This is a genomic window from Pseudomonas sp. Tn43 (genome assembly GCF_014192635.1).
Lineage (GTDB): Bacteria > Pseudomonadota > Gammaproteobacteria > Pseudomonadales > Pseudomonadaceae > Aquipseudomonas.
Genome location: NZ_JACHYG010000002.1, coordinates 229,143 through 251,179 on the forward strand (window position 1 = coordinate 229,143; position 22,037 = coordinate 251,179).

Genomic DNA, 22,037 nt, shown 5'->3' on the forward strand with positions numbered 1-22,037 from the left:
GACTCTGTGGGAGCGGGCTTATGTGGCGAGGGGGCTTGCCCCCGTTGGGCCGCGCAGCGGACCCAGGATCTGCGAGCGCTGCGCACTCTAACGGGGGCAAGTCCCCTCGCCACACAAGCCCGCTCCCACTGGTCGCCGGTAAAGCCCACTAATAAAGACAATAGGGGTCATCATGGATCAACCCAGTGCAAGCCCGCAGCGCAGCTATACCCGTGGTTCCCAGGATAAAGCCTTGCTGGCGATAACCATCGGGCAGGCGTTTGATAATACGGTCGCGCAATACCCGAACGGGGAGGCGCTGGTCGTGCGCCATCAGCAATTGCGCTACACCTGGCAGCAGCTGTCAGAAGCCGTCGAGCTGCACGCCCGGGCATTTTTGGCGTTGGGCTTGCAGGCCGGTGACCGGCTCGGCATCTGGGCGCCGAACTGTGCCCAGTGGTGCATCAGCCAGTTCGCCAGTGCGAAAATCGGCGTGATCCTGGTCAACATCAACCCGGCTTACCGCAGTTCCGAACTCGAATACGTGTTGAAGCAATCCGGTTGCCAATGGCTGGTCTGTGCCGGGGCCTTCAAAACCTCCGACTATCACGGCATGTTGCAAGGATTGGCACCGGAACTGGCAGAGCAAGCCATCGGCCAGTTACAGAGCGAACGCCTGCCGGAACTGCGCGGCGTGATCAGCCTGGATGCACAGCCGCCATCGGGTTTCCTTCCGTGGTCGCAACTGACCGATCTGGCGGCCAGCGTGTCGGTCGAGCAATTGCGGGAACGCCAGGACAGCCTGCATTTCGACCAGGCAGTGAACATTCAGTACACCTCAGGCACCACCGGTTTCCCCAAGGGCGCGACCCTCAGCCACTACAACATTCTCAACAACGGCTACATGGTCGGCGAAAGCCTCGGGCTGACGGCCAATGATCGGCTGGTGATCCCGGTGCCGCTGTATCACTGCTTCGGCATGGTCATGGGCAACCTCGGCTGCATCACCCACGCCAGCACCATGATTTACCCCAACGACGCCTTCGATCCATTGCTGACGCTGAGCACCGTCGCCGAAGAAAAAGCCACCGCGCTTTACGGCGTGCCGACCATGTTCATCGCCATGCTCGATCAACCCCAGCGCGCCGAGTTTGATTTGTCGAGCCTGCGCACCGGGATCATGGCCGGGGCGACCTGTCCGATCGAAGTGATGCGTCGGGTCATCAATGAAATGCACATGAGCGAAGTGCAGATTGCCTACGGCATGACGGAAACCAGCCCCGTGTCTTTGCAGACCGGTCCGTCAGACGAGCTGGAATTGCGCGTCACCACTGTTGGCCGAACCCAGCCGCAACTGGAAAGCAAAATCATCGACGAGGCGGGCAACCTGGTACCGCGCGGCACCATCGGTGAGCTGTGTACTCGAGGTTACAGTGTGATGCTCGGCTACTGGAATAACCCGCAGGGCACCGCCGAGGCTATCGATGAGGCGGGCTGGATGCACACCGGCGATCTGGCGAGCATGAACGACGAAGGTTATGTGTGCATCGCCGGGCGTAACAAAGACATGATCATCCGCGGCGGTGAGAATATTTACCCACGGGAGCTGGAAGAGTTCTTCTTCACCCACCCGGCGATAGCCGACGTGCAAGTGATCGGTATTCCTTGTTCCCGTTATGGCGAAGAGATCGTTGCCTGGATCAAATTCCACCCCGGCCACAGCGCTACCGAGCAGGAACTGCAAGCCTGGTGCAAGGAGCGCATTGCGCACTTCAAGACACCGCGTTACTTCAAATTCGTCGAGGAATTTCCGATGACCGTGACCGGGAAGATCCAGAAATTCCGGATGCGTGAGATCAGTATCGAGGAGCTCAGGGTAAACGAACGGTAACCCAATCCCTGTGGGACCGGGCTTGCCCGCGATGGCGTCAGACCAGTCGACATCAATGTTGAATGTTCCGGCCTCATCGCGGGCAAGCCCGCTCCCACAGGAGACGTGGAAACCTGAACGACAGAAAGCACAAAGGGGAGCCGAAGCTCCCCTTTAATTTTGTCGTACGTGCTCTTTTTTTATTATTGAGGGGCGGTCTGTTGTTGTTTTTGGTAACCGTGGCCCTTTACCGCTGTTTTTTGTCGATCCCCATCCGGGATCAAGAGCAAACGTATTTTTTTGAGCGCTGATCTACTTTTTCGCCAAGCGATCCAACCAGTTCGGGAGCTACCTGAAGGTAGTTTTATTGTTCTCTGCCCGGTTGCGGGTAACTTCGAAAAGCACCCTGAAAAGCACATCTTCTCCAAAAAAATCTGTTAGCTGCGTCTCTGCCGTGTTGTTCTTGTTATGTCAGAGTCGTTACGTCTTATTTTTATTGGTTTGCAGTTTTTATTCTTGTTATGCCATAGAGATAGCAGAAGCCGTGCCAACTTTTTAAAACCCTTTAAAATCAATGGTTTGAGTTTTTCGTGAGGGTTTTTATCCGAGCCAAACCTGACAATTTGTTTCCGTGTTACTCGTTTCCGCCCACGTTTCAGCACACGCGGTAACACCTGGACACATCCACCTTGTCACTGCGCACTGCGGGCTTTGGCCACGCGTGAACCGGTAGGGCGCCCCAGCACTGTGCAAATCTGTTGGCCGGCGCGGATCAAGGCGTCCAGGTCGATTCCGGTTTCGATACCCAGGCCGTTGAGCAGGTAAACCACATCTTCCGTCGCGACATTCCCGCTGGCGCCCTTGGCGTAGGGGCAGCCGCCAAGGCCGGCGACGGAGCTGTCGAACACCGCGATGCCTTCCAGCAGGCTGGCGTAAATGTTGGCCATGGCCTGGCCATAGGTATCGTGAAAGTGCCCGGCCAGTTTTTCACGTGGCACATCGGCCGACACCACTTCGAACATCTTGCGGGTGGCGCCAGCGGTGCCGGTGCCGATGGTGTCCCCTAGCGAAACCTCGTAGCAGCCCATCGCATAGAGCTCACGAGCAACCCGGGCGACGTGTTCCGGTGCAATGTCACCTTCATAAGGGCAGCCCAGCACGCAAGACACGTAACCGCGCACGCTGACGCCGTGTTGTCTAGCGGCGTCCATGATTGGCACGAAGCGTTCCAGGCTTTCGCTGATCGAACAATTGATGTTGCGTTGGGAAAACGATTCGGACGCAGCGGCGAACACCGCGACTTCCTTGACCCCGGCGGCGATGGCATCTTCAAAGCCCCGCAGGTTGGGGGCGAGGGCGCCATAGGTCACGCCCGGTTTGCGCTGGATCTGCGCGAAGACTTCGGCGGAACCGGCCATTTGCGGCACCCATTTGGGCGAGACGAAACTGCCGACTTCTATGTAACCCAGGCCGGCAGCGGTCAGTGCATCGACCAGTTGCACCTTGTCTGCAACGCTGATGGGTTGGGCTTCGTTTTGCAGACCGTCGCGGGGGCCGACTTCGACCAGGCGTACGTGGCTGGGTAGGGACATGGCAATGGACCTGTGCTGATTGTCTGAATGCTGGGAAAACCCTGTGGGAGCGGGCTTGTGTAGACCTATTGGACGGCCTGCTGGCTTTTGATCGTTTGCTCCAAGGCCTGAGTACAGCGCTCTTCGGCCGTATCGAGCTCAAGTTTCATCTGTTCGATGTCCAGCAGTTGCTGTTCGAGTTGTTCCCGACGCTCGGCGATTTTCGCCAGCATGCTGTGCAGTTGCTTGGTGTTACCGCTGGAGGGGTCATAGAGCTCGATCAGCTCGCGGCATTCGGCCAGGGAAAAACCTATGCGTTTGCCCCGCAGGATCAGCTTCAGGCTGACCTTGTCACGGGGCGAGTAAATGCGTTCCTGACCGCGACGCTCGGGGCAGAGCAGGCCTTGCTCTTCATAGAAGCGAATGGCCCGGGTGGTGATGTCGAGCTCGCGGGCGAGGTCGGAAATGCTATAGGTCTGGCTGCTCATGGAAGCGCTCGAAAAAGGTCATGGCGCTAAGCTAATGGCAGGTTGACGTTTACGTCAAGGGGCATGAATTTATGGTGCTGCTGACGACCTCTTCGCGGGCAAGCCTCGCTCCTACAGGGGAATGCATTTCAAACCGTAGGAGCGAGGCTTGCCCGCGAAGAACGATGACGCGGCGCAAAGGCCCTACACCTTGTCCAGCTTCTTCTCATGCGCCGTAACCTGCTGGCACAACTCGATTATTTGCTCGCGCATCCAGCGGTTGGCCGGATCCTGGTCAGTGCTTTCGTGCCAGTAGAGGTGAGTTTCCACCGGCGGAACTTCCTTGACCGGCAGGTTCACCGCGTACAAGTCATGGCGACGGGCGAAGCGTTCCGGCACGGTCATGACCATGTCGGTCTGTTGCAGCACCTGGGAGGCCATCAAGTAGTGCTGGGAGCGCAGGGCGATCTTGCGCTGGATGCCCATTTTGCCCAGGGCCAGGTCGACATAACCCAGACCGCTGCGCCGGCTGGAAATATGGATGTGGGTCAGGGACAGATAATCGTCGAGGGTGAATTTCTCTTTGCCCGCCAAGGGATGGCCCTTGCGCATGGCGCACACGTAACGGTCCTCCATCAACTTGACGTGACGCACCTGGGGGTCAGTGTTGAGTGGCGCATCCACCGCGAAATCAAGACGCCCGGCCGCCAATTCCTTGGTGGTCTCGCGACGTTTGGACAGGAAACTCTCGATGATCACCGTCGGCGCCAGGCGTCGCAGGCGCTGGAACAGCGGCGGCAGGATCACCGCTTCAGTGAGGTCGGTCATGCTGATGCGGTAAGTCTTGACCGCCTGCAACGGATTGAAAATACGGCTTTCCTGCACCGACACCCGCAGCAAGGAGAGGGCGTTGCGCACGGGGCCGATGATGTTCTGCGCCATCGGCGTGGGCACCATGCCTTGGGCGGTACGCACGAAAAGCGGATCGTTGAAGGTCTCGCGCAGGCGGGCCAGAGCGTTCGACACCGCGGGTTGAGTAATGCCGACAATCTGCCCGGCGCGCGTCAGGTTGGCTTCGGTGTAGATCGCGTCGAAGACGATGAAAAGGTTGAGGTCGACCTTGCTCAGATTCATTGCGCTGCGCTCTCTGTTCTTGTTATCAGGAAGGGGGCTCGATCAGTCGATCATATATCGGTGATGAATGTTAATACACGCCGAGAATAGGCTAGGTAAATTATCAATGCTGTTCTAGCATCGATTGCATCACCTGAACAACCTCCCTTCAGAAGGTAACCGCCCATGGATTTCGCTTATTCGCCCAAAGTGCAAGAACTGCGTGAGCGCGTGACCGCGTTCATGGATACCTACGTTTACCCCGCCGAAGCGGTGTTCGAACGCCAGGTCGCCGAGGGCGATCGCTGGCAGCCGACAGCGATCATGGAGGAACTCAAACTCAAGGCCAAAGCTGAAGGTTTGTGGAATTTGTTCCTGCCCGAATCCGAACTCGGCGCCGGCCTGAGCAACCTCGAATATGCGCCATTGGCGGAAATCATGGGCCGCTCACTGCTGGGTCCTGAGCCGTTCAACTGCTCTGCGCCCGACACCGGCAACATGGAAGTGTTGGTGCGTTACGCCAATGAAGAACAGAAGCAACGCTGGCTCGAACCGCTGTTACGCGGCGAGATTCGCTCGGCGTTCGCCATGACCGAGCCGGACGTGGCCTCGTCCGACGCCACCAATATGGCCGCCCGCGCTGTGCGTGATGGCGACGAGTGGGTGATCAACGGCAAGAAATGGTGGACCTCTGGCGCCTGCGATCCGCGCTGCAAAATCCTGATCTTCATGGGCCTGAGCAACCCGGATGCACCGCGCCATGCGCAGCACTCGATGATTCTGGTGCCGGTGGATACCCCGGGCGTGAAAATCGTGCGGCCGCTGCCGGTGTTCGGTTACGACGATGCGCCTCACGGCCACGCCGAAGTGCTGTTCGAAAACGTTCGGGTGCCGTACGAAAACGTCCTGTTGGGTGAAGGACGCGGCTTCGAAATTGCGCAGGGTCGCCTCGGCCCAGGCCGAATTCACCACTGCATGCGTTCGATCGGCATGGCTGAGCGTGCGTTGGAGCTGATGTGCAAACGTGCGGTCAACCGCACTGCGTTCGGTAAACCCCTGGCGCGTCTGGGCGGTAACATCGACAAAATCGCCGACTCGCGGATGGAGATCGACATGGCGCGCCTGCTGACATTGAAAGCGGCGTACATGATGGACACCGTCGGCAACAAGGTGGCCAAGAGCGAGATCGCGCAGATCAAAGTCGTGGCGCCGAACGTCGCATTGCGGGTGATCGACCGGGCGATCCAGATCCATGGCGGGGCAGGGGTTTCCAACGATTTCCCGTTGGCCTACATGTATGCCATGCAACGCACCCTGCGTCTGGCCGACGGCCCGGACGAAGTGCACCGCGCGGCGATCGGCAAGTTCGAGATCGGCAAATATGTGCCGAAAGAGATGATGCGTAGCGGGCACTGACAGGCACCGCGTCATCGTTCATCGCGGGCAAGCCCGCTCCCACAGTTGCAGTGGTGTTCACAGATTTTGTGTACGACACGGACACTGTGGGAGCGGGCTTGCCCGCGATGGGGTCAGCCGACTCTCTACATCAGTATCTGATTCAATACACCCAAACCTCCACCCGCCGATTCTTGATCCGTCCCTCATCCCCGCTGTTGGTCGCCACCGGCATCTGGGCGCCGAACCCGCGAATCTCGCGAAACACCACGCCGCTTTTCACCAGTTCTCGCCGCACCGCCATGGCCCGCAGTTTCGACAGCAGATCGGCCCGCGCGGGGTCGCTCTTGGCGTCGCCAAACCCCACCAGTGTCACCTGTCGATTGGTTTTGTGGTGCTGCTTTATATAGTCGAGCACCCGCGACAGGTCTTGTCGGGCCTTGTTATCCAGCGTCGCGCTGCCTTCTTCGAAGCGAAAATTCACGGTCAGGCGCTGGGCATGACGGCTCAGAGCCTGATACCCCTCAGGCATCAGCGCATTCGGCGTGACGGCCATGGCCTGAACCGTTTGTGCAACAAAGCCATTGGCCGCGACGATTGCCTGGCCTTTGCTGCTCTGGGCAAACTTCACCAAGGCCTTGGCCCAAGGGTTTTTCACAGTCGGCGGCAGGTAAAGGAACAGCCGCCGGGACAGCGGGTAGTCTTCCGTCGCGATCAGGCTATTGACCGGCAGCATGGCCTGGGAGTCGCCATCGACAATGGCCACGGCTTTGGCCTGGCGCACATAGGGCAAACCGATGAAGCCAATGCCTTGCGGGTCCAGACTGACCGCGTCGGACAATTGCTCGCTGGATTCGAAGCGTTTCGCGTTGCCGCTCAGGGTTTTCCCACGGGGGCTGAGGACCAGTTCCTTGAATGTGTCATAGGTACCCGATTGGTCATCTCGCGCGTAAAGATGAATCGTCCCACCACTGCTGCCGAGTGCTTCCCAGGTTTTCGCTTCGCCGCTGAAGATTCGCGCCAGTTGTTCGGTGTCGAGTTGCTTCAGCGGATGGTGCGGATGAAGGATGATCGCCAGCCCGTCAATGGCGATGACTTGCTCGGCAACCGGGCTTTTCAGATCGCCCAGTGGCTCAAGATTCAGTCGTTCGCTGTCCTTTATCGGGCGCGACGAAGCCGCGAGATCGGCAGAGGCGATTCTCAGGGCTTTGAACCCGGTGCTGGAACCATGGGCCGCGACCTCCACCTCCACTCGGCGTCCCTGAACGGTTTCGCCGACGATGCGTTGTTCGTTGGCTTTGTCCGGGGCTTGCCTGTGAACCTTGAGCAGGCCCTGTTCACGCATCAAACCCTCGACCAGCGCTGGGCCCAATGCTGCGCCGATGGTGTTCGAGCCCTGGATGCGCAACACCGGGCCCTGTTCGGGCGTCGGCAAATCGCCGGCCGACACTTTTAACGGCACCAGGGCGACGAGTATCGACACAAACAACACGCGCAGCGTCATGCCGGCACCTTATAAGCCTGGGAAAGTGCCGGGAGAATAAGTCAGTAAGGTTTCTGAACGATGACAGTGATCGTTCCCATGCTCTGCGTGGGAACGCCGCCGAGGACGCTCCGCGTTCCGCTCTTGAATGTGACGCAGAGCGTTACGGGATGCATTCCCACGCAGAGCGTGGGAATGATCATTCTGTAGGCTGCGATCTGTTGCTTTTAGCTCAACTCAAGCCAGATCGGCGCGTGATCGGAGGGCTTTTCCATTGCGCGCAAATCGTAATCCACGCCGGCATCCTTCACGCGCGGCAACAACCCATGGGATGCCATGATCAGGTCAATCCGCAGCCCGCGCTTGGGCTCATCTTCAAACCCGCGGCTGCGGTAGTCGAACCAACTGAAACGGTCGGCAATATCAGGGTTCAGGTGACGGAAACTGTCGACCAGGCCCCAATTTTTCAGGCGGGCCATCCATTCGCGCTCTTCGGGCAGGAAGCTGCATTTGCCGGTTTTCAGCCAGCGCTTCATGTTGTCCGGGCCAATGCCGATGTCACAGTCTTCCGGGGAAATGTTCACATCGCCCATCACCACAATCGGCTGGTCGTTGCTGAACCGGCTTTCCAGCAATTGTTGCAAATCGCTGTAGAAACGTTCCTTGGCCGGGAATTTGGTGGGGTGATTACGGCTTTCGCCCTGTGGGAAATAGCCGTTCATGATGGTCACCGGCACGCCATTGGCGTCGGCGAACGTGCCCCAGATGAAGCGCCGTTGGGCATCTTCTTCGTCAGTAGCGAAACCTTTATGCAGTGCAATCGGTTCCTGGCGCGAGAGCAGGGCCACGCCGTAATGGCCTTTTTGCCCGTGGAAATGCACGTGATAACCCAGAGCCTGAATCTCGTCCAGGGGGAACTGGTCGTCGTGAACTTTGGTTTCCTGCAACCCGATCACGTCCGGATTATGCTTTTCAATCAGCGCCGCCAGCTGATGCGGGCGAGCGCGCAGCCCGTTGATGTTGAAGGAAACGATCTTCATTGGTCGGCAGTCCTGGCAAAAGTGCGATGCTAGCTGACATGTAGGAATGGGGCCAGCCTTGGGGTAAGGCGATTCGTGGTGTTCTGTCAGAGATGTGTTGGCAGATCGGGCCTCTTTGCGGGCAAGTCTCGCTCCTACAAATTGGGTGTTGATCATTTAATCGTGGCTCGACGCGAACCTTGTAGGAGCGAGGCTTGCCCGCGAAGGCGTCAGCCCGGTCGATGAAGCTCCCGGCTTGGTCTATACCTGTCTGGGGAACTGTGAAGCCACCCAAAGGCTCGTACCAATAAGAACGTGGCCTTCTGAGCCGCGCCCAGGGGAGAACGACCGTTATGCCCGAAACCTCGACCGCCATTGCCGATATCCACATGCTCGACAGCGGCTATTCCCGCGAAGCACGTTCCTTGTTGTATCAGGCGTACCGGCACGAGCCGACATTCGGCTATCTGTTCGAGGCCGAGCGCCCCGGTTACGAACAGCGAGTACGGGCGACGGTGCGCGAACTGGTCAAGCAACACTTTCTTCAGGAGTTGCCAGCCATCGGCCTGCTGGTCAATGACCGTTTGATCGGCATCGCCCTGATCGCACCGCCGCAACGCCGCCTGGGCATCACCGAAAGCTGGGCCTGGCGCCTGCGAATGGTGCTCAGCACCGGATTTCGCTGTACCCGACGCTACCTCGATTACCATGCCGCCGTCATGGCGTGCGTGCCGTCCGATGCGGTGCATGTTTTGCCATTGCTGGGGGTTCACCCGCAATTCCAGGGCAAGCATTTCGGCGAACAACTGCTGCAAGCGGTGCACAACTGGTGCGCCGTCGATGAACACTCCCAAGGCGTGATCCTCGACACCGGGAATCCTCGTTATCTGGAGTTCTATAAACGACAAGGCTATGAGGAAATCGGTGAAGTAGCAGTCGGCCCGATTCTTGAGCACGTGTTTTTCCATGCGAATCCGCAGGTGTTACAAACGGCAACGGCATAACAGTAGAACTTTCGCGGCAGGTCAGGCTCTATCAGGCCCCCAGGCTCGTGATAGCATCCGCGCTATGAAGTTTTCCGGAAGATTTACCAGTGGCGTGCTGATGCTGATCTTCAGCGGTGCGGCGCTGGCGCAAAGTGAATTGGATGTGCGGATCAAACCGTCCAACGATGAACTGAAGGCCAATATAGAAGGCTATATCGGTAGCCTCGGCGATCGCGATGAAGAAGCCTTGCTGCGCTTCAGTCGCGGCGCCGAAGAACAGGCGCGCAAGGCCGCCCAGGCCTTGGGTTATTACCAGCCGCAAATCGACAGCGACGTGAAGGGCGGCAAGACGCCACGCCTGGTGCTGAACATCGAACCCGGTGAGCCGATCCATTTGCGCAACGTCACGATGCGCGTCGACGGCCCGGCGGCCTCCCTCAAGTCCTTTCGAATGCCCAAAAGCGATCTGCTCAAACCCGGTGCGGTGCTTAACCATGGCCGTTATGAGGACGCCAAGCGGCTGATCCAGAACCAGGCTTCGCGTTATGGCTTTTTCAGTGGGCGCTTCACCCGCCAGAAACTCCTGGTGGACCCGCGCGCCGGTGTCGCCGACATCGAATTGATCTACGACAGCGGCCCGCGCTATGCGCTGGGTAAAGTCAGTTTTGAAGGTGACACGCCATTCGATGAAGACCTGCTGCAACGCATGGTGCCGTTCAAGGCTGGTACGCCCTACGACTCCGAACTGATCGCCGAACTCAATCAGGCGCTGCAATCGAGCGGCTATTTCGAGGGCGTGCGCGTCGACGCGGCGCCGACCGCGTCCAAGGACGACGTGATCCCGGTGGCGGTCAAACTCCAAACCCGCAAGCCACGGACCATGGGCCTCGGTCTGGGCTTTTCCACGGATGTCGGTCCACGGGCCAAAGCCAACTGGACGCGGCATTGGGTCAATCCCCAAGGGCACAGTTATGGCTGGGAGGCCGAGATTTCGGCGCCACGGCAGAACGTCGGGCTGTTTTACGACGTGCCGCTGGACCCGCCGCTGACCGACAAACTGCGCTTTGCCGGTGGTTATCAGAACGAAGAGATCGCCGGCACTGATACCCTCAGCAAATTGCTGACCCTCGGCCCCGAATGGCACAGCAAGTTGCCCAGCGGCTGGCAGCGGGTGGTGTCCCTCAAATGGCAGCACGAGGAATACAAACTCGGTGACGATTCGGGGCTCAGCACGTTGCTGATGCCCGGTGTGAGTTATTCCTATCTGAAAAGCGACAACCGCATCGATCCGCACAACGGTTATCGCCTGCAATTCGAAACCAAAGTCGCCAAGGAAGGATTGGGTTCGGACACCAACTTGCTCTACGGCACGGCGCTGGTCAAAGGCCTGACCACAGTCTTCGACAAACACCGTTTTCTCGGTCGGGTGCAGGTCGGCGGCAGCGCCACCAACGGGTACAAATCGGTGCCGCCGTCCTTGCGCTTCTTCGCCGGTGGCGATCAGAGCGTGCGCGGTTACGACTACCAGAGCCTGTCCCCGGAAAACTCCGATGGCGACCGTATCGGTGGCCGCTACATGGTGGCCGGCAGCGTCGAGTATCAATACTCCGTCGCCGAAAAATGGCGGGTCGCCACCTTCATCGACCAGGGCAACTCCTTCAACACACTTGAACTGCCGAACCTCAAGACCGGCGTCGGTATTGGTGTGCGCTGGGTCTCGCCGGTAGGGCCGATTCGCCTCGACCTGGCCCACGCGATGGACGACGACGGCGGCATTCGACTGCACTTTTCCATGGGGCCTGAGCTGTGAATCGTGGTTTGAAAATAACGCTGCTGGCGATTCCGGCGCTGCTGATGCTGATCGTGCTGACACTGGTCTGCGTGCTGGGCACTCCGGCGGGCAGTCGTTGGGCGCTCGGGTTTGTGCCGGGTTTGACCGTAGAGAATTTCCAGGGCCGTTTGGGCGGGCAGTGGAGCGCCGATCATCTGGTATGGAAGCAGGACAGCAGCCGGATTGAACTGGACAAGGCGATTTTCGCCTGGTCGCCGTTGTGCCTGATGCGCATGACGTTGTGCATCGAACAATTGCAGGTCGAGCAGGTCAGCCTGCAATTTCCGCCGGGCGTGGAGGAGGAAAGCAGCGGGCCGATCAGCCTGCCGGACTTGCAATTACCGCTGGCCATTGAATTGGGCGACGTCAAAATCGGCCGCTTGCTGTTCAACGGCAGTGAAGAGCTCAAGGGGCTGCAACTGGCGGCACACTGGACCGAGAAGGGTTTGCAGATCGACTCGGTGCATTTGCAACGTGATGAACTGAGCCTGAACCTGTCCGGCCTGTTGCAACCGAGCGGTAACTGGCCGCTGACCGCCGAAGGCAAACTGACGCTGCCGGCGCCCCAGCCTTGGACACTGGCCCTGAAAGTAGATGGCGATCTGCTGAAAACCCTGAACCTGAAAGCCGACAGCAGCGGCTACCTGAACGGCCAACTCACTGGTGAACTGCAACCGCTGGCGGAAAACCTGCCGGCAAAAGTGCGCATCACCGCCGACGGCTTCAAACCCGCCGCCGATCTACCCGATACCCTGCAACTCAATCAACTGGAACTCACGGGCGACGGCGACCTGAAAAACGGTTACCAGTTGCTCGGCAAAGCCACGTTACCCGCAGAGCAAGGCCCGGTTGCGCTGTTGCTGCAAGGCAAGGTCGACGCTAGGGGCGCGCAGATCGCCGGCCTCGACCTGACGGCCAACGACAAACAAAGCCTCAAACTCTCCGGGCAAATGGACTGGAGCAAAGGCCTGAGTGCTGATGCAAAAATCGACTGGCTGGATTTCCCGTGGCATCGCCTCTATCCGCTGATCGACGAGCCGCAAGTGGCGCTGCGCAGCTTCAACGGTGAAGTCTCCTACACTGACGGCAACTACATCGGTAACTTCAAAGCCGCACTGGATGGCCCGGCCGGGGCGTTCAGTCTGAACAGCCCGTTCAGCGGCGATCTGAGCAAAATCCACCTGCCGCAATTCAAACTCGAAGCCGGGCAGGGCAAGGCCGAAGGACACCTGAATCTGCAGTTCGCCGACGGTGTCGCCTGGGATACGGCGCTGGACCTCTCGGCAATCAACCCGGCGTATTGGCTCGCGGAGTTGCCAGGTACCTTGGCTGGGCCATTGCGCAGCAAAGGCGAGATGAAAAATGAACAACTCAGTCTGACTGCCGACCTGGACCTCAAAGGCAAGCTGCGCGGGCAACCGGCGGTGTTGCAAGCCAAGGCCGAGGGTGGCGGCGAGCAATGGAACCTCAGCGCGTTGCAGATTCGCCTTGGCGACAACAGCATCATCGGTCAGGGCAGCCTGCAACAGAAACTCACCGGCCAGATCGACATCAAGATGCCGCGTCTGGCCCAGCTCTGGCCGCAACTGCGCGGTCAGCTCAATGGTCGGGTCGATGTCGCCGGCACGCTCAAGGCGCCACAAGGCAAGCTCGGTCTGCAAGGCACGCAACTGGCCTTCGAAGACCATCGCCTGAAAAGCCTCAATCTGGACGCTACCCTCGACAGCGCCCAGCGGGCAAAAATCGACCTCAAGGGCAGCGGCATTCAGACCGGCGACACGTCACTGGGCACATTGACCGCCAGCGGTCAGGGCGACATCAAAAACCAGAAACTCGCCCTCGATCTGCAAGGACCGAAGCTGAAATTGGCGCTTGGTCTCGACGGCGCGCTGGACAAGGGCAATTGGCGTGGGCGTCTGGCCAGTGGGCTGATCCAGGCCGGTGGCCAGGACTGGAAACTGCAAAACCCGGCGAAACTTGAGCGACTGGCGGACGGCAAAATCAACTTCGGCGCTCATTGCTGGATCTCCGGCCCGGCCAGCCTGTGCGGCGAAGATCAGCGCTTGATGCCCGAGCCGAAGCTGCGTTATCACCTCAAACAGTTCCCCATCGACAGCCTCGCCCAATGGTTGCCGAAGGATTTCGCCTGGCAAGGCAAGCTCAACGCCGACCTGCAACTGGACTTGCCGGCCAGCGGCCCGAACGGCCTGGTCAGCATCGACGCCAGTGGCGGCACCTTGCGTATGCGCGAGAAGGAACAATGGCTGGACTTCCCGTACCAGACCCTGAAACTCACCAGCAAACTCACGCCAAAGCGCATCGACACCGACCTCAACTTTGTCGGCGGCAAACTCGGTGAACTGATGGTTCAGGCGCAGATCAACCCGCTGGCGAATAACAAACCACTGACCGGTTCATTCCGCCTCAGTGGCCTGGACTTGTCGGTGGCGCGGCCGTTTGTGCCAATGGTCGAGAAACTCACCGGGCATTTGAGCGGCAGCGGCACCTTGTCCGGCGGACTGCTGGCGCCGCTGGTCAATGGCAACCTTGAGCTGCGCGATGGCGAAGTCTCCGGGCCTGAACTGCCCATGGCCCTCGAAGCCTTGCAACTTCAAGCGGTGATTGCCGGCGAAACCGTGCAACTGAACGGCGGCTGGAAAAGCGGCAAGACCGGGCAGGGCAGCCTCAATGGCAACATTGCCTGGGGCCAGGCGTTGGTGGTGGACCTGGCGCTCAAGGGTTCGCAATTGCCAGTCACCGTCGAGCCCTACGCCGCGCTGGAAGTTGCCCCGGACCTGAAGATCTCCGTAAAGGACGACAGATTGGCAATCGTCGGCAAAGTGCTGGTGCCCAAGGGCGAGATCATCGTGCGCGAGTTGCCGCCATCGACTGTCAAGGTCTCCGATGACACGGTGATCGTCGGCCAGCAGACCGAAGAGGGCAAACCGCCGATGGCCATGGCAATGGACATCGACGTCGTGGTGGGCCAGGACAAACTGAGTTTTGCCGGCTTCGGCCTGACCGCCAACCTGCAAGGCCAGGTGCATATCGGCGACAACATGGATACCCGTGGCGAGCTGTGGCTCAACGAGGGGCGTTATCGCGCCTACGGTCAGCGACTGACGGTGCGCCGGGCACGATTGTTGTTCGCAGGTCCCATCGATCAGCCGTACCTCGACATCGAAGCGATTCGTCAGACCGACGATGTCATCGCCGGCATCCGCTTGAGTGGCAGTGCCGAGCAGCCGACCACGCAGATCTTTTCCGAACCGGCGATGAGTCAGGAGCAGGCGTTGTCTTATCTGGTGCTGGGGCGTCCGCTGAGCACTACCGGTGAAGACAACAACATGCTCGCCCAGGCTGCCCTCGGGTTAGGTTTGATGGGCAGTTCGGGGGTGACCAGCGGCTTGGCCAAGAACCTGGGCATTCAGGACTTTCAGCTCGATACCGAAGGCAGCGGCGCCAACACCTCCGTGGTGGCCAGCGGCAACATTTCGGAAAAACTCAGCCTGCGTTATGGCGTCGGCGTATTCGAACCGGCCAACACCATCGCCTTGCGCTACAAACTGAGCAAAAAGGTCTACCTCGAAGCCGCCAGCGGCGTGGCCAGTTCGCTGGACATCTTCTACAAGCGGGATTTCTAACTCCCCAAGATCAAAAGATCGCAGCCTTCGGCAGCTCCTGCAAAGGCCGCGTACATCCATATTCATGGGCGTACGCAATACCGTAGGAGCTGCCGAAGGCTGCGATCTTTTTGGTTTTTAGGGCGTAACGAAATCAAACGGCGCCAACGCAAACCCTTGCTCATCCACCTGCAACGCCCAGCCCTGACGATCCCAATCCCCCAACACAATGCGTTTGGCCGCCTGCTCGCCAATCTGCAACTTGTGGATGGCGGGGCGATGGGTGTGGCCGTGGATCAAGGTTTTCACGCCATAGGCCTGCATGACCCGCGGCACTTCTTCCGGCGTGACATCGACAATGTCATTGGCCTTCATCCGCGTCTGCGCCCGGCTTTCACTGCGCAACTTGCGCGCCAGTTTATGACGAGTGCGCAAGGGCAGGTGCCGCAGGATGAACAGGGTGATCGGGTTACGCAGGTAGCGTCGTAGCTTCATATAAGCTTCGTCGCGGGTGCAGAGGCTGTCGCCGTGCATCAACAGCACTGGCTCGCCGTAAAACTGCACGACACTCGGGTCTTTCAACAACGTGCAGCCGGCCTGTTTGCAGAAGGCCTGGCCAAGCATGAAGTCGCGATTGCCGTGCATCAGAAAAATGGCCGTGCCGCTGTCGCTCAAATCCCGCAGGGCCTGGCAGATGGAACGCTGGAAGGGCGTCATGGCATCGTCGCCAATCCACGCCTCGAAAAAGTCGCCCAGAATGTACAACGCACTCGCTGAGCGGGCACGTTCAGCGAGCAAATCCAGAAACGCCCGGGTAATGTCCGGGCGCTCCTCTTCCAGATGCAAGTCTGAAATCAGCAGTATCACTCAATGATCTCGGCTTTCTCGATGATCACGTCTTCTGCGGGTACGTCCTGGTGGCCGGCTTTGGAAGTAGTCGCCACGCCTTTGATCTTGTCGACCACGTCAGTGCCGGCAACCACTTCTGCGAATACGGCGTAGCCCCAGCCCTGAACGGTCTTGGCGCTGTGGTTCAGGAAGCTGTTATCAGCCACGTTGATGAAGAACTGGGCGGAAGCCGAATGCGGTTCCATGGTACGGGCCATGGCGACGCTGTACTTCTTGTTCGGCAGGCCGTTGTCGGCTTCGTTCTGGATGCTTGGGCGCTTGTCTTTCTTTTCTTTCATGCCTGGCTCGAAACCACCGCCCTGGATCATGAAGTTGCCGATGACACGGTGGAAAATGGTGTTTTCGTAATGGCCGGCTTTGACGTATTCGATGAAGTTGGCAACAGTCAGTGGTGCCTTTTCAGCGTTCAGCTCCAGGACGATGTCGCCGAAGTTGGTGGACAGTTTGACTTGGGTCATGATGAGTACTCATTCTAGGAATTCGTGGGTTTCGGGGCTCTACAGCCCTCAACCGGTCCGGCCAGTGTCGGCCAAGGTGCGCAGTTTAGCGTGCCGGGCGCGAATTTCGAGGCTGTTTTTCATTGGCAACCGATTAAATGCAACCGATTGCCGGCCTGCTCTGTCAGCCACTTGACAGCATCGGCTATGATAAGCCCCTTTGATTTATAACAGCCGCTTTGATTTGGCCAACTGGCCGCGCACTTGTACGTTCAAGGATCCTATGAGCAAGCCCACTGTCGACCCGACCTCGAATTCCAAGACCGGTCCTGCCGTACCGGTCAATTTCCTGCGCCCGATCATCCAGGCGGACCTGGACTCGGGTAAGCACACGCAGATCGTCACCCGTTTCCCGCCTGAGCCCAACGGCTACCTGCACATCGGTCACGCCAAGTCGATCTGTGTGAACTTCGGCCTGGCCCAGGAATTCGGCGGCGTCACGCACCTGCGTTTCGACGACACCAACCCGGCCAAGGAAGACCAGGAATACATCGACGCAATCGAAAGCGACGTCAAATGGCTGGGCTTCGAATGGTCCGGTGAAGTGCGCTATGCCTCGCAGTATTTCGACCAGTTGCACGACTGGGCGGTAGAGCTGATCAAGGCCGGCAAGGCCTACGTCGACGACCTGACCCCCGAGCAAGCCAAGGAATACCGTGGCAGCCTGACCGAACCGGGCAAAAACAGCCCGTTCCGTGACCGCTCGGTTGAAGAAAACCTCGACCTGTTCGCCCGCATGAAGGCCGGCGAATTCAAGGACGGCGCACGCGTGCTGCGAGCCAAAATCGACATGGCTTCGCCGAACATGAACCTGCGCGACCCGATCATGTATCGCATTCGTCACGCGCATCACCACCAGACCGGCGACAAGTGGTGCATCTACCCGAACTACGACTTCACCCACGGTCAGTCGGATGCCATCGAAGGCATCACGCACTCGATCTGCACCCTGGAGTTCGAAAGCCACCGTCCGCTGTACGAATGGTTCCTCGACAATCTGCCCGTGCCGGCGAAGCCGCGTCAGTATGAGTTCAGCCGCTTGAACCTGAACTACACCATCACCAGCAAGCGCAAGCTCAAGCAGCTCGTGGACGAGAAACACGTCAATGGCTGGGACGATCCGCGCATGTCCACGCTGTCGGGTTTCCGCCGCCGTGGCTACACGCCGAAATCGATCCGCAACTTCTGCGAAATGATCGGCACCAACCGTTCCGACGGCGTGGTCGATTTCGGCATGCTCGAATTCAGCATCCGTGACGACCTCGACCACAGCGCCCCACGTGCCATGTGCGTGTTGCGTCCGCTGAAAGTCGTGATCACCAATTACCCGGAAGGCCAGGTCGAAAACCTCGAATTGGCGTGCCACCCGAAAGAAGACATGGGCGTGCGCGTTCTGCCATTCGCCCGTGAAATCTACATCGACCGTGAAGACTTCATGGAAGAGCCGCCGAAGGGCTACAAGCGCCTGGAGCCAAACGGCGAAGTGCGTCTGCGCGGCAGCTACGTGATCCGTGCCGACGAAGCGATCAAGGACGCCGATGGCAATATCGTAGAACTGCGTTGCTCCTACGATCCTGAAACCCTGGGCAAGAACCCGGAAGGCCGCAAGGTCAAAGGCGTGGTGCATTGGGTGCCGGCCGCCGCCAGCGTCGAGTGCGAAGTGCGTCTGTACGATCGTCTGTTCCGTTCGGCCAACCCTGAAAAGGCCGAAGACAGCGCCAGTTTCCTGGACAACATCAACCCTGACTCGCTGCAAGTTCTCACTGGTTGTCGTGCCGAGCCTTCGCTGGGCAATGCACAGCCGGAAGACCGTTTCCAGTTCGAGCGCGAAGGCTACTTCGTCGCGGATATCAAGGACTCGAAACCGGGCGCTCCGGTATTCAACCGTACCGTGACCTTGCGTGATTCGTGGGGCCAGTGATTCAAGGAACAACATAAAGTGCTAACGATCTACAACACGCTCACCAAGAGCAAAGAAGTTTTCAAGCCGCTGGATGGCAATAAGGTGCGCATGTACGTCTGCGGGATGACCGTGTACGACTACTGCCACCTGGGCCATGGCCGCAGCATGGTCGCGTTCGACCTGGTGACCCGCTGGTTGCGGTTCAGCGGTTACGACCTGACGTACGTGCGTAACATCACCGATATCGAAGACAAGATCATCAATCGGGCCAAGGAGAACGGCGAGCCGTTCAACGTGCTGACCGAGCGCATGATCACCGCGATGCATGAGGATGAGGCGCGCCTCAACATCCTCAAACCGGACATGGAGCCGCGGGCCACCGATTACATCGCTGGCATGCAAAGCATGATCCAGACCCTGATCGACAAGGGCTACGCCTACGCCCCAGGCAATGGCGACGTGTACTACCGCGTCGCCAAGTTCATGGGCTACGGCAAGCTGTCGCGCAAGAAGATCGAAGACCTGCGCATCGGCGCGCGCATCGAAGTCGATGAGTCCAAGCAGGACCCGCTGGACTTCGTGCTGTGGAAAGGCGCCAAGCCAGGCGAGCCGAGCTGGCCTTCGCCATGGGGCGACGGTCGTCCGGGCTGGCACATCGAGTGCTCGGTGATGTCCACCTGCTGCCTGGGCGAGACTTTCGACATTCATGGCGGCGGCAGCGACCTCGAGTTCCCGCACCATGAAAACGAAATCGCCCAGAGCGAAGCGGCCACCGGCAAGACCTACGCTAACGCGTGGATGCATTGCGGCATGATTCGTATCAATGGCGAGAAGATGTCCAAGTCCTTGAACAACTTCTTCACCATTCGCGATGTGCTGGAAAAGTACCACCCGGAAGTCGTGCGTTACCTGCTGGTGTCGAGCCACTATCGCAGCGCGATCAACTATTCGGAAGACAACCTCAAGGACGCCAAAGGCGCGCTCGAGCGTTTCTACCATGCGTTGAAAGGCCTGCCGAACGTGGCGCCTGCTGGCGGCGAAGCCTTTGTCGAGCGTTTCACTCAGGTGATGAACGACGACTTCGGTACGCCGGAAGCCTGCGCGGTGCTGTTCGAGATGGTCCGCGAGATCAACCGTCTGCGCGAGAGCGATCTGGATGCGGCGGCCGGTCTGGCGGCTCGTTTGAAAGAATTGGCGAGCGTGCTGGGTGTGTTGCAACTCGAAGCCGATGACTTCCTGCAGGCCGGTGCCGAAGGGCGGGTCGATGCAGCTGAGGTCGATGCACTGATCCAGGCTCGTTTGACGGCTCGTGCCAACAAGGACTGGGCCGAATCCGACCGCATCCGCGACCAGCTCACCGCCATGGGCGTAGTGCTGGAAGACGGCAAGGGCGGCACGACCTGGCGATTGGCTGACTGATGATCGTTCCCACGCTCTGCGTGGGAATGCAGCCCGGGGCGCTCTGCGTCTCTTTCGAGAGCCAAACGCGGAGCGTCCGTTGAGGCATTCCCACGCGGAGCGTGGGAATGATCAGTCACCTGCCTGGCGCAATCGCTTGTAAAGGGTATTACGACTAACCCCAAGTCTGCGGGCTAAATGGGAAATATTCCCTCCAGCCGCCTGCAACTGCCGATTCAATTCCTCGGCATCATTGAGGTCGACGATTATCGGCTCCGGCGAATCCACCGGCTCCATCTCCAGATCGACAAAAAAATCATCCGGCAAATGCTCCGGCCGCACGGGTTGTTCCTCGGCCATGGCCAATGCCACCTGCATCACACTGCTGACCTGGCGCAAATTCCCCGGCCACGGATGACGACTGAACAGCGCCATTACTTCACGGCTCAAGCCAGCCCATTGGCTCGGTTCGCGGTGCTGTTCCCACAGCCGTTTGAACAACGCTTCCTTATCGCTGCGTTCCCGCAGTGGCGGCAGTTCCAGGGTCAATCCGCCGATGCGGTAATACAGATCCTCACGAAACCGACCCAGCTGAACCTGTTCGCGTAGCGAGCGGTTGGTCGCTGAAATGATTCGAATGTCCACCGGGAACAACTCGCTGCTCCCCACCGGTTGCACACAACGCTCTTGCAATACCCGCAGCAGCCGGGCCTGGGTCGGCAGCGGCATGTCGCCGATTTCATCGAGGAACAGGGTGCCTTTGTCGGCCTTGCGGATCAGTCCGATGCTGCCTTTCTGATTGGCACCGGTGAACGCGCCTTTTTCATAGCCAAATAATTCGGACTCCACCAGTTCGGCGGGGATCGCTGCACAGTTGACGGCTATGAACGGTTGTTTACTGCGCGAGCTGGCCTGATGCAGCGCTTTGACGAAGACTTCCTTGCCAACCCCGGTTTCCCCATGAATGAGCAGCGGAATGTCCTTTTCCAGCAAGCGCTCGGCCTGGCGCACGGCTTTTTCCACGCGGCTGTCGCCAAAATGCAGGGTGTTGAGGCTGATGGCGGCGGGCGCGGGTACCGTGGGTTCAGCCCGCTCAGGTTCAGAAAACAGACGGGCCCGAATCGGCGCCTGTTTCGGCCGTTTCAGCAGGCACTGGAACCGGTTACGTCCCGAGGCTTGCAGGGCAAATGGCACATCGTCCGGTTGGTTCAGCAATTCCAGCAATGAGACTTTGAACAGGCTTTCGACACTGACCCGCGACAGGCTGATGCCCAGCAGATTGTCGGCCCGGCGATTGGCCGACAGCACCTGACCGGTTTCGTCGAAGATCAGCAACCCGGCCCATTGGCTGTCGAGGTTGTTCAGCCCGGTGTTGAAGGTCAACTGGAAATGCTGGCCGTGGAACAGGTTGAGGATCAGCCGGTTCTCCACGGTCTGGCTCATCATCTTGACCATGCCCAAGGTATGCGACGGCGGCAGATAGCTGTCGCTGGACACATCCAGCACCGCGATCACCTTGCGCTCGGCATCGAAAATCGGCGCGGCGGACCCAGTCATGAAGCGGTTGGCCTTGAGAAAATGTTCATCGTGCTCGATGTGCACTGCCTGTTCGCACGCCAACGCGGTGCCGATCGCATTGGTCCCGCTGCAACGCTCCATCCAGCTGGCGCCGGCGCTGAAACCGCGAGTCAGGCTCGGCTCGATGAAACGCTGGGTACCCCAGGACGTCAGCACCTGGCCCTGATTGTCGGCGAGCATGATCAGGCAATTGGAGTTGCTGAGGATGTTCTCGTAATAGGGCAGCACTTCCTGATGGGTGGTCTGCACCAGTGCATGCTGGCTCTCCAGCAACTGGGCGATGCCATCGGCGGGTAGCTGATCGAACGCTGGCGTACTTTGGTGATCGAGCCCGAACGCGCGGCAGCGTGACCAGGAATCCTGGATGATGGCGTCGTGGGAGAGCGGCGGGGCAGGTGCGGCCATGGCAGTCGAT

Annotated in this window: 15 protein-coding genes; 7 read left to right on the forward strand and 8 right to left on the reverse strand. The window is 59.3% G+C overall.

The window, feature by feature from the left end; translation table 11 throughout:
- Window positions 1-172 precede the first annotated feature (172 nt).
- Window positions 173-1,870, forward strand: coding sequence for an AMP-binding protein (locus tag FHW68_RS05335; protein WP_183679205.1), 1,698 nt, complete (start codon window positions 173-175; stop codon window positions 1,868-1,870).
- Between the two features lie 671 nt (window positions 1,871-2,541).
- On the opposite strand, the gene FHW68_RS05340 is transcribed toward FHW68_RS05335, so the two are convergent.
- The 3 genes from FHW68_RS05340 to FHW68_RS05350 all read right to left on the reverse strand — a co-directional run bounded on the left by FHW68_RS05340 (window position 2,542) and on the right by FHW68_RS05350 (window position 5,021).
- The gene (locus FHW68_RS05340) at window positions 2,542-3,441 is read right to left on the reverse strand and encodes a hydroxymethylglutaryl-CoA lyase (protein WP_095631582.1); all 900 of its coding nucleotides are present in this window, start codon (window positions 3,439-3,441) and stop codon (window positions 2,542-2,544) included.
- Between the two features lie 65 nt (window positions 3,442-3,506).
- Window positions 3,507-3,908 (reverse strand): MerR family DNA-binding transcriptional regulator, encoded by a 402-nt coding sequence (locus FHW68_RS05345; RefSeq protein WP_095631581.1) that lies wholly within the window; start codon window positions 3,906-3,908, stop codon window positions 3,507-3,509.
- Between the two features lie 183 nt (window positions 3,909-4,091).
- The gene (locus tag FHW68_RS05350) at window positions 4,092-5,021 is read right to left on the reverse strand and encodes a LysR family transcriptional regulator (RefSeq protein ID WP_095631580.1); all 930 of its coding nucleotides are present in this window, start codon (window positions 5,019-5,021) and stop codon (window positions 4,092-4,094) included.
- A 165-nt stretch (window positions 5,022-5,186) separates the two neighbouring features.
- On the opposite strand from FHW68_RS05350, the gene FHW68_RS05355 reads away from it, so the two are divergent.
- A complete protein-coding gene (locus FHW68_RS05355; RefSeq protein WP_095631579.1) occupies window positions 5,187-6,416 on the forward strand; it encodes an acyl-CoA dehydrogenase in 1,230 nt (409 codons plus the stop codon).
- 142 nt (window positions 6,417-6,558) lie between these two features.
- On the opposite strand, the gene FHW68_RS05360 is transcribed toward FHW68_RS05355, so the two are convergent.
- A complete protein-coding gene (locus FHW68_RS05360; RefSeq protein WP_095631578.1) occupies window positions 6,559-7,899 on the reverse strand; it encodes a substrate-binding domain-containing protein in 1,341 nt (446 codons plus the stop codon).
- A 206-nt stretch (window positions 7,900-8,105) separates the two neighbouring features.
- The gene (gene xthA, locus FHW68_RS05365) at window positions 8,106-8,918 is read right to left on the reverse strand and encodes an exodeoxyribonuclease III (protein WP_095631577.1); all 813 of its coding nucleotides are present in this window, start codon (window positions 8,916-8,918) and stop codon (window positions 8,106-8,108) included.
- Between the two features lie 332 nt (window positions 8,919-9,250).
- On the opposite strand from xthA, the gene FHW68_RS05370 reads away from it, so the two are divergent.
- From FHW68_RS05370 to FHW68_RS05380, 3 genes are all read left to right on the forward strand, one after another.
- On the forward strand, window positions 9,251-9,901 hold the full coding sequence (locus FHW68_RS05370; RefSeq protein ID WP_095631576.1) for an N-acetyltransferase: 651 nt from the start codon (window positions 9,251-9,253) through the stop codon (window positions 9,899-9,901).
- A 64-nt stretch (window positions 9,902-9,965) separates the two neighbouring features.
- Window positions 9,966-11,693 carry an autotransporter assembly complex family protein gene (locus tag FHW68_RS05375; RefSeq protein ID WP_183679207.1) on the forward strand — a complete coding sequence of 576 codons (1,728 nt, stop codon included), beginning with the start codon at window positions 9,966-9,968 and terminating at the stop codon, window positions 11,691-11,693.
- Complete coding sequence (locus FHW68_RS05380; protein WP_183679209.1) at window positions 11,690-15,358, forward strand: translocation/assembly module TamB domain-containing protein; 3,669 nt, start codon at window positions 11,690-11,692, stop codon at window positions 15,356-15,358. The genes FHW68_RS05375 and FHW68_RS05380 overlap by 4 nt, the downstream gene beginning before the upstream one ends.
- Before the next feature lie 117 nt (window positions 15,359-15,475).
- Here the strand turns inward: FHW68_RS05380 and lpxH are convergent, their stop codons facing one another.
- Together lpxH and FHW68_RS05390 are read right to left on the reverse strand one after the other, a co-directional pair.
- Complete coding sequence (lpxH, locus tag FHW68_RS05385) at window positions 15,476-16,204, reverse strand: UDP-2,3-diacylglucosamine diphosphatase (RefSeq protein ID WP_095631573.1); 729 nt, start codon at window positions 16,202-16,204, stop codon at window positions 15,476-15,478.
- Window positions 16,201-16,704: a peptidylprolyl isomerase gene (locus FHW68_RS05390; protein WP_095631572.1), complete on the reverse strand. Its 504-nt coding sequence runs from the start codon at window positions 16,702-16,704 to the stop codon at window positions 16,201-16,203. The genes lpxH and FHW68_RS05390 overlap by 4 nt, the downstream gene beginning before the upstream one ends.
- Window positions 16,705-16,966: 262 nt before the next feature.
- Between FHW68_RS05390 and FHW68_RS05395 the strand changes: the two genes are divergently transcribed.
- On the forward strand, window positions 16,967-18,664 hold the full coding sequence (locus FHW68_RS05395) for a glutamine--tRNA ligase/YqeY domain fusion protein (protein ID WP_095631571.1): 1,698 nt from the start codon (window positions 16,967-16,969) through the stop codon (window positions 18,662-18,664).
- 18 nt (window positions 18,665-18,682) lie between these two features.
- A complete protein-coding gene (gene cysS, locus FHW68_RS05400) occupies window positions 18,683-20,065 on the forward strand; it encodes a cysteine--tRNA ligase (RefSeq protein WP_183679211.1) in 1,383 nt (460 codons plus the stop codon).
- A gap of 111 nt (window positions 20,066-20,176) precedes the next feature.
- On the opposite strand, the gene FHW68_RS05405 is transcribed toward cysS, so the two are convergent.
- Window positions 20,177-22,027 (reverse strand): sigma-54-dependent Fis family transcriptional regulator, encoded by a 1,851-nt coding sequence (locus tag FHW68_RS05405; RefSeq protein WP_095631569.1) that lies wholly within the window; start codon window positions 22,025-22,027, stop codon window positions 20,177-20,179.
- Between the last annotated feature and the right edge of the window lie 10 nt (window positions 22,028-22,037).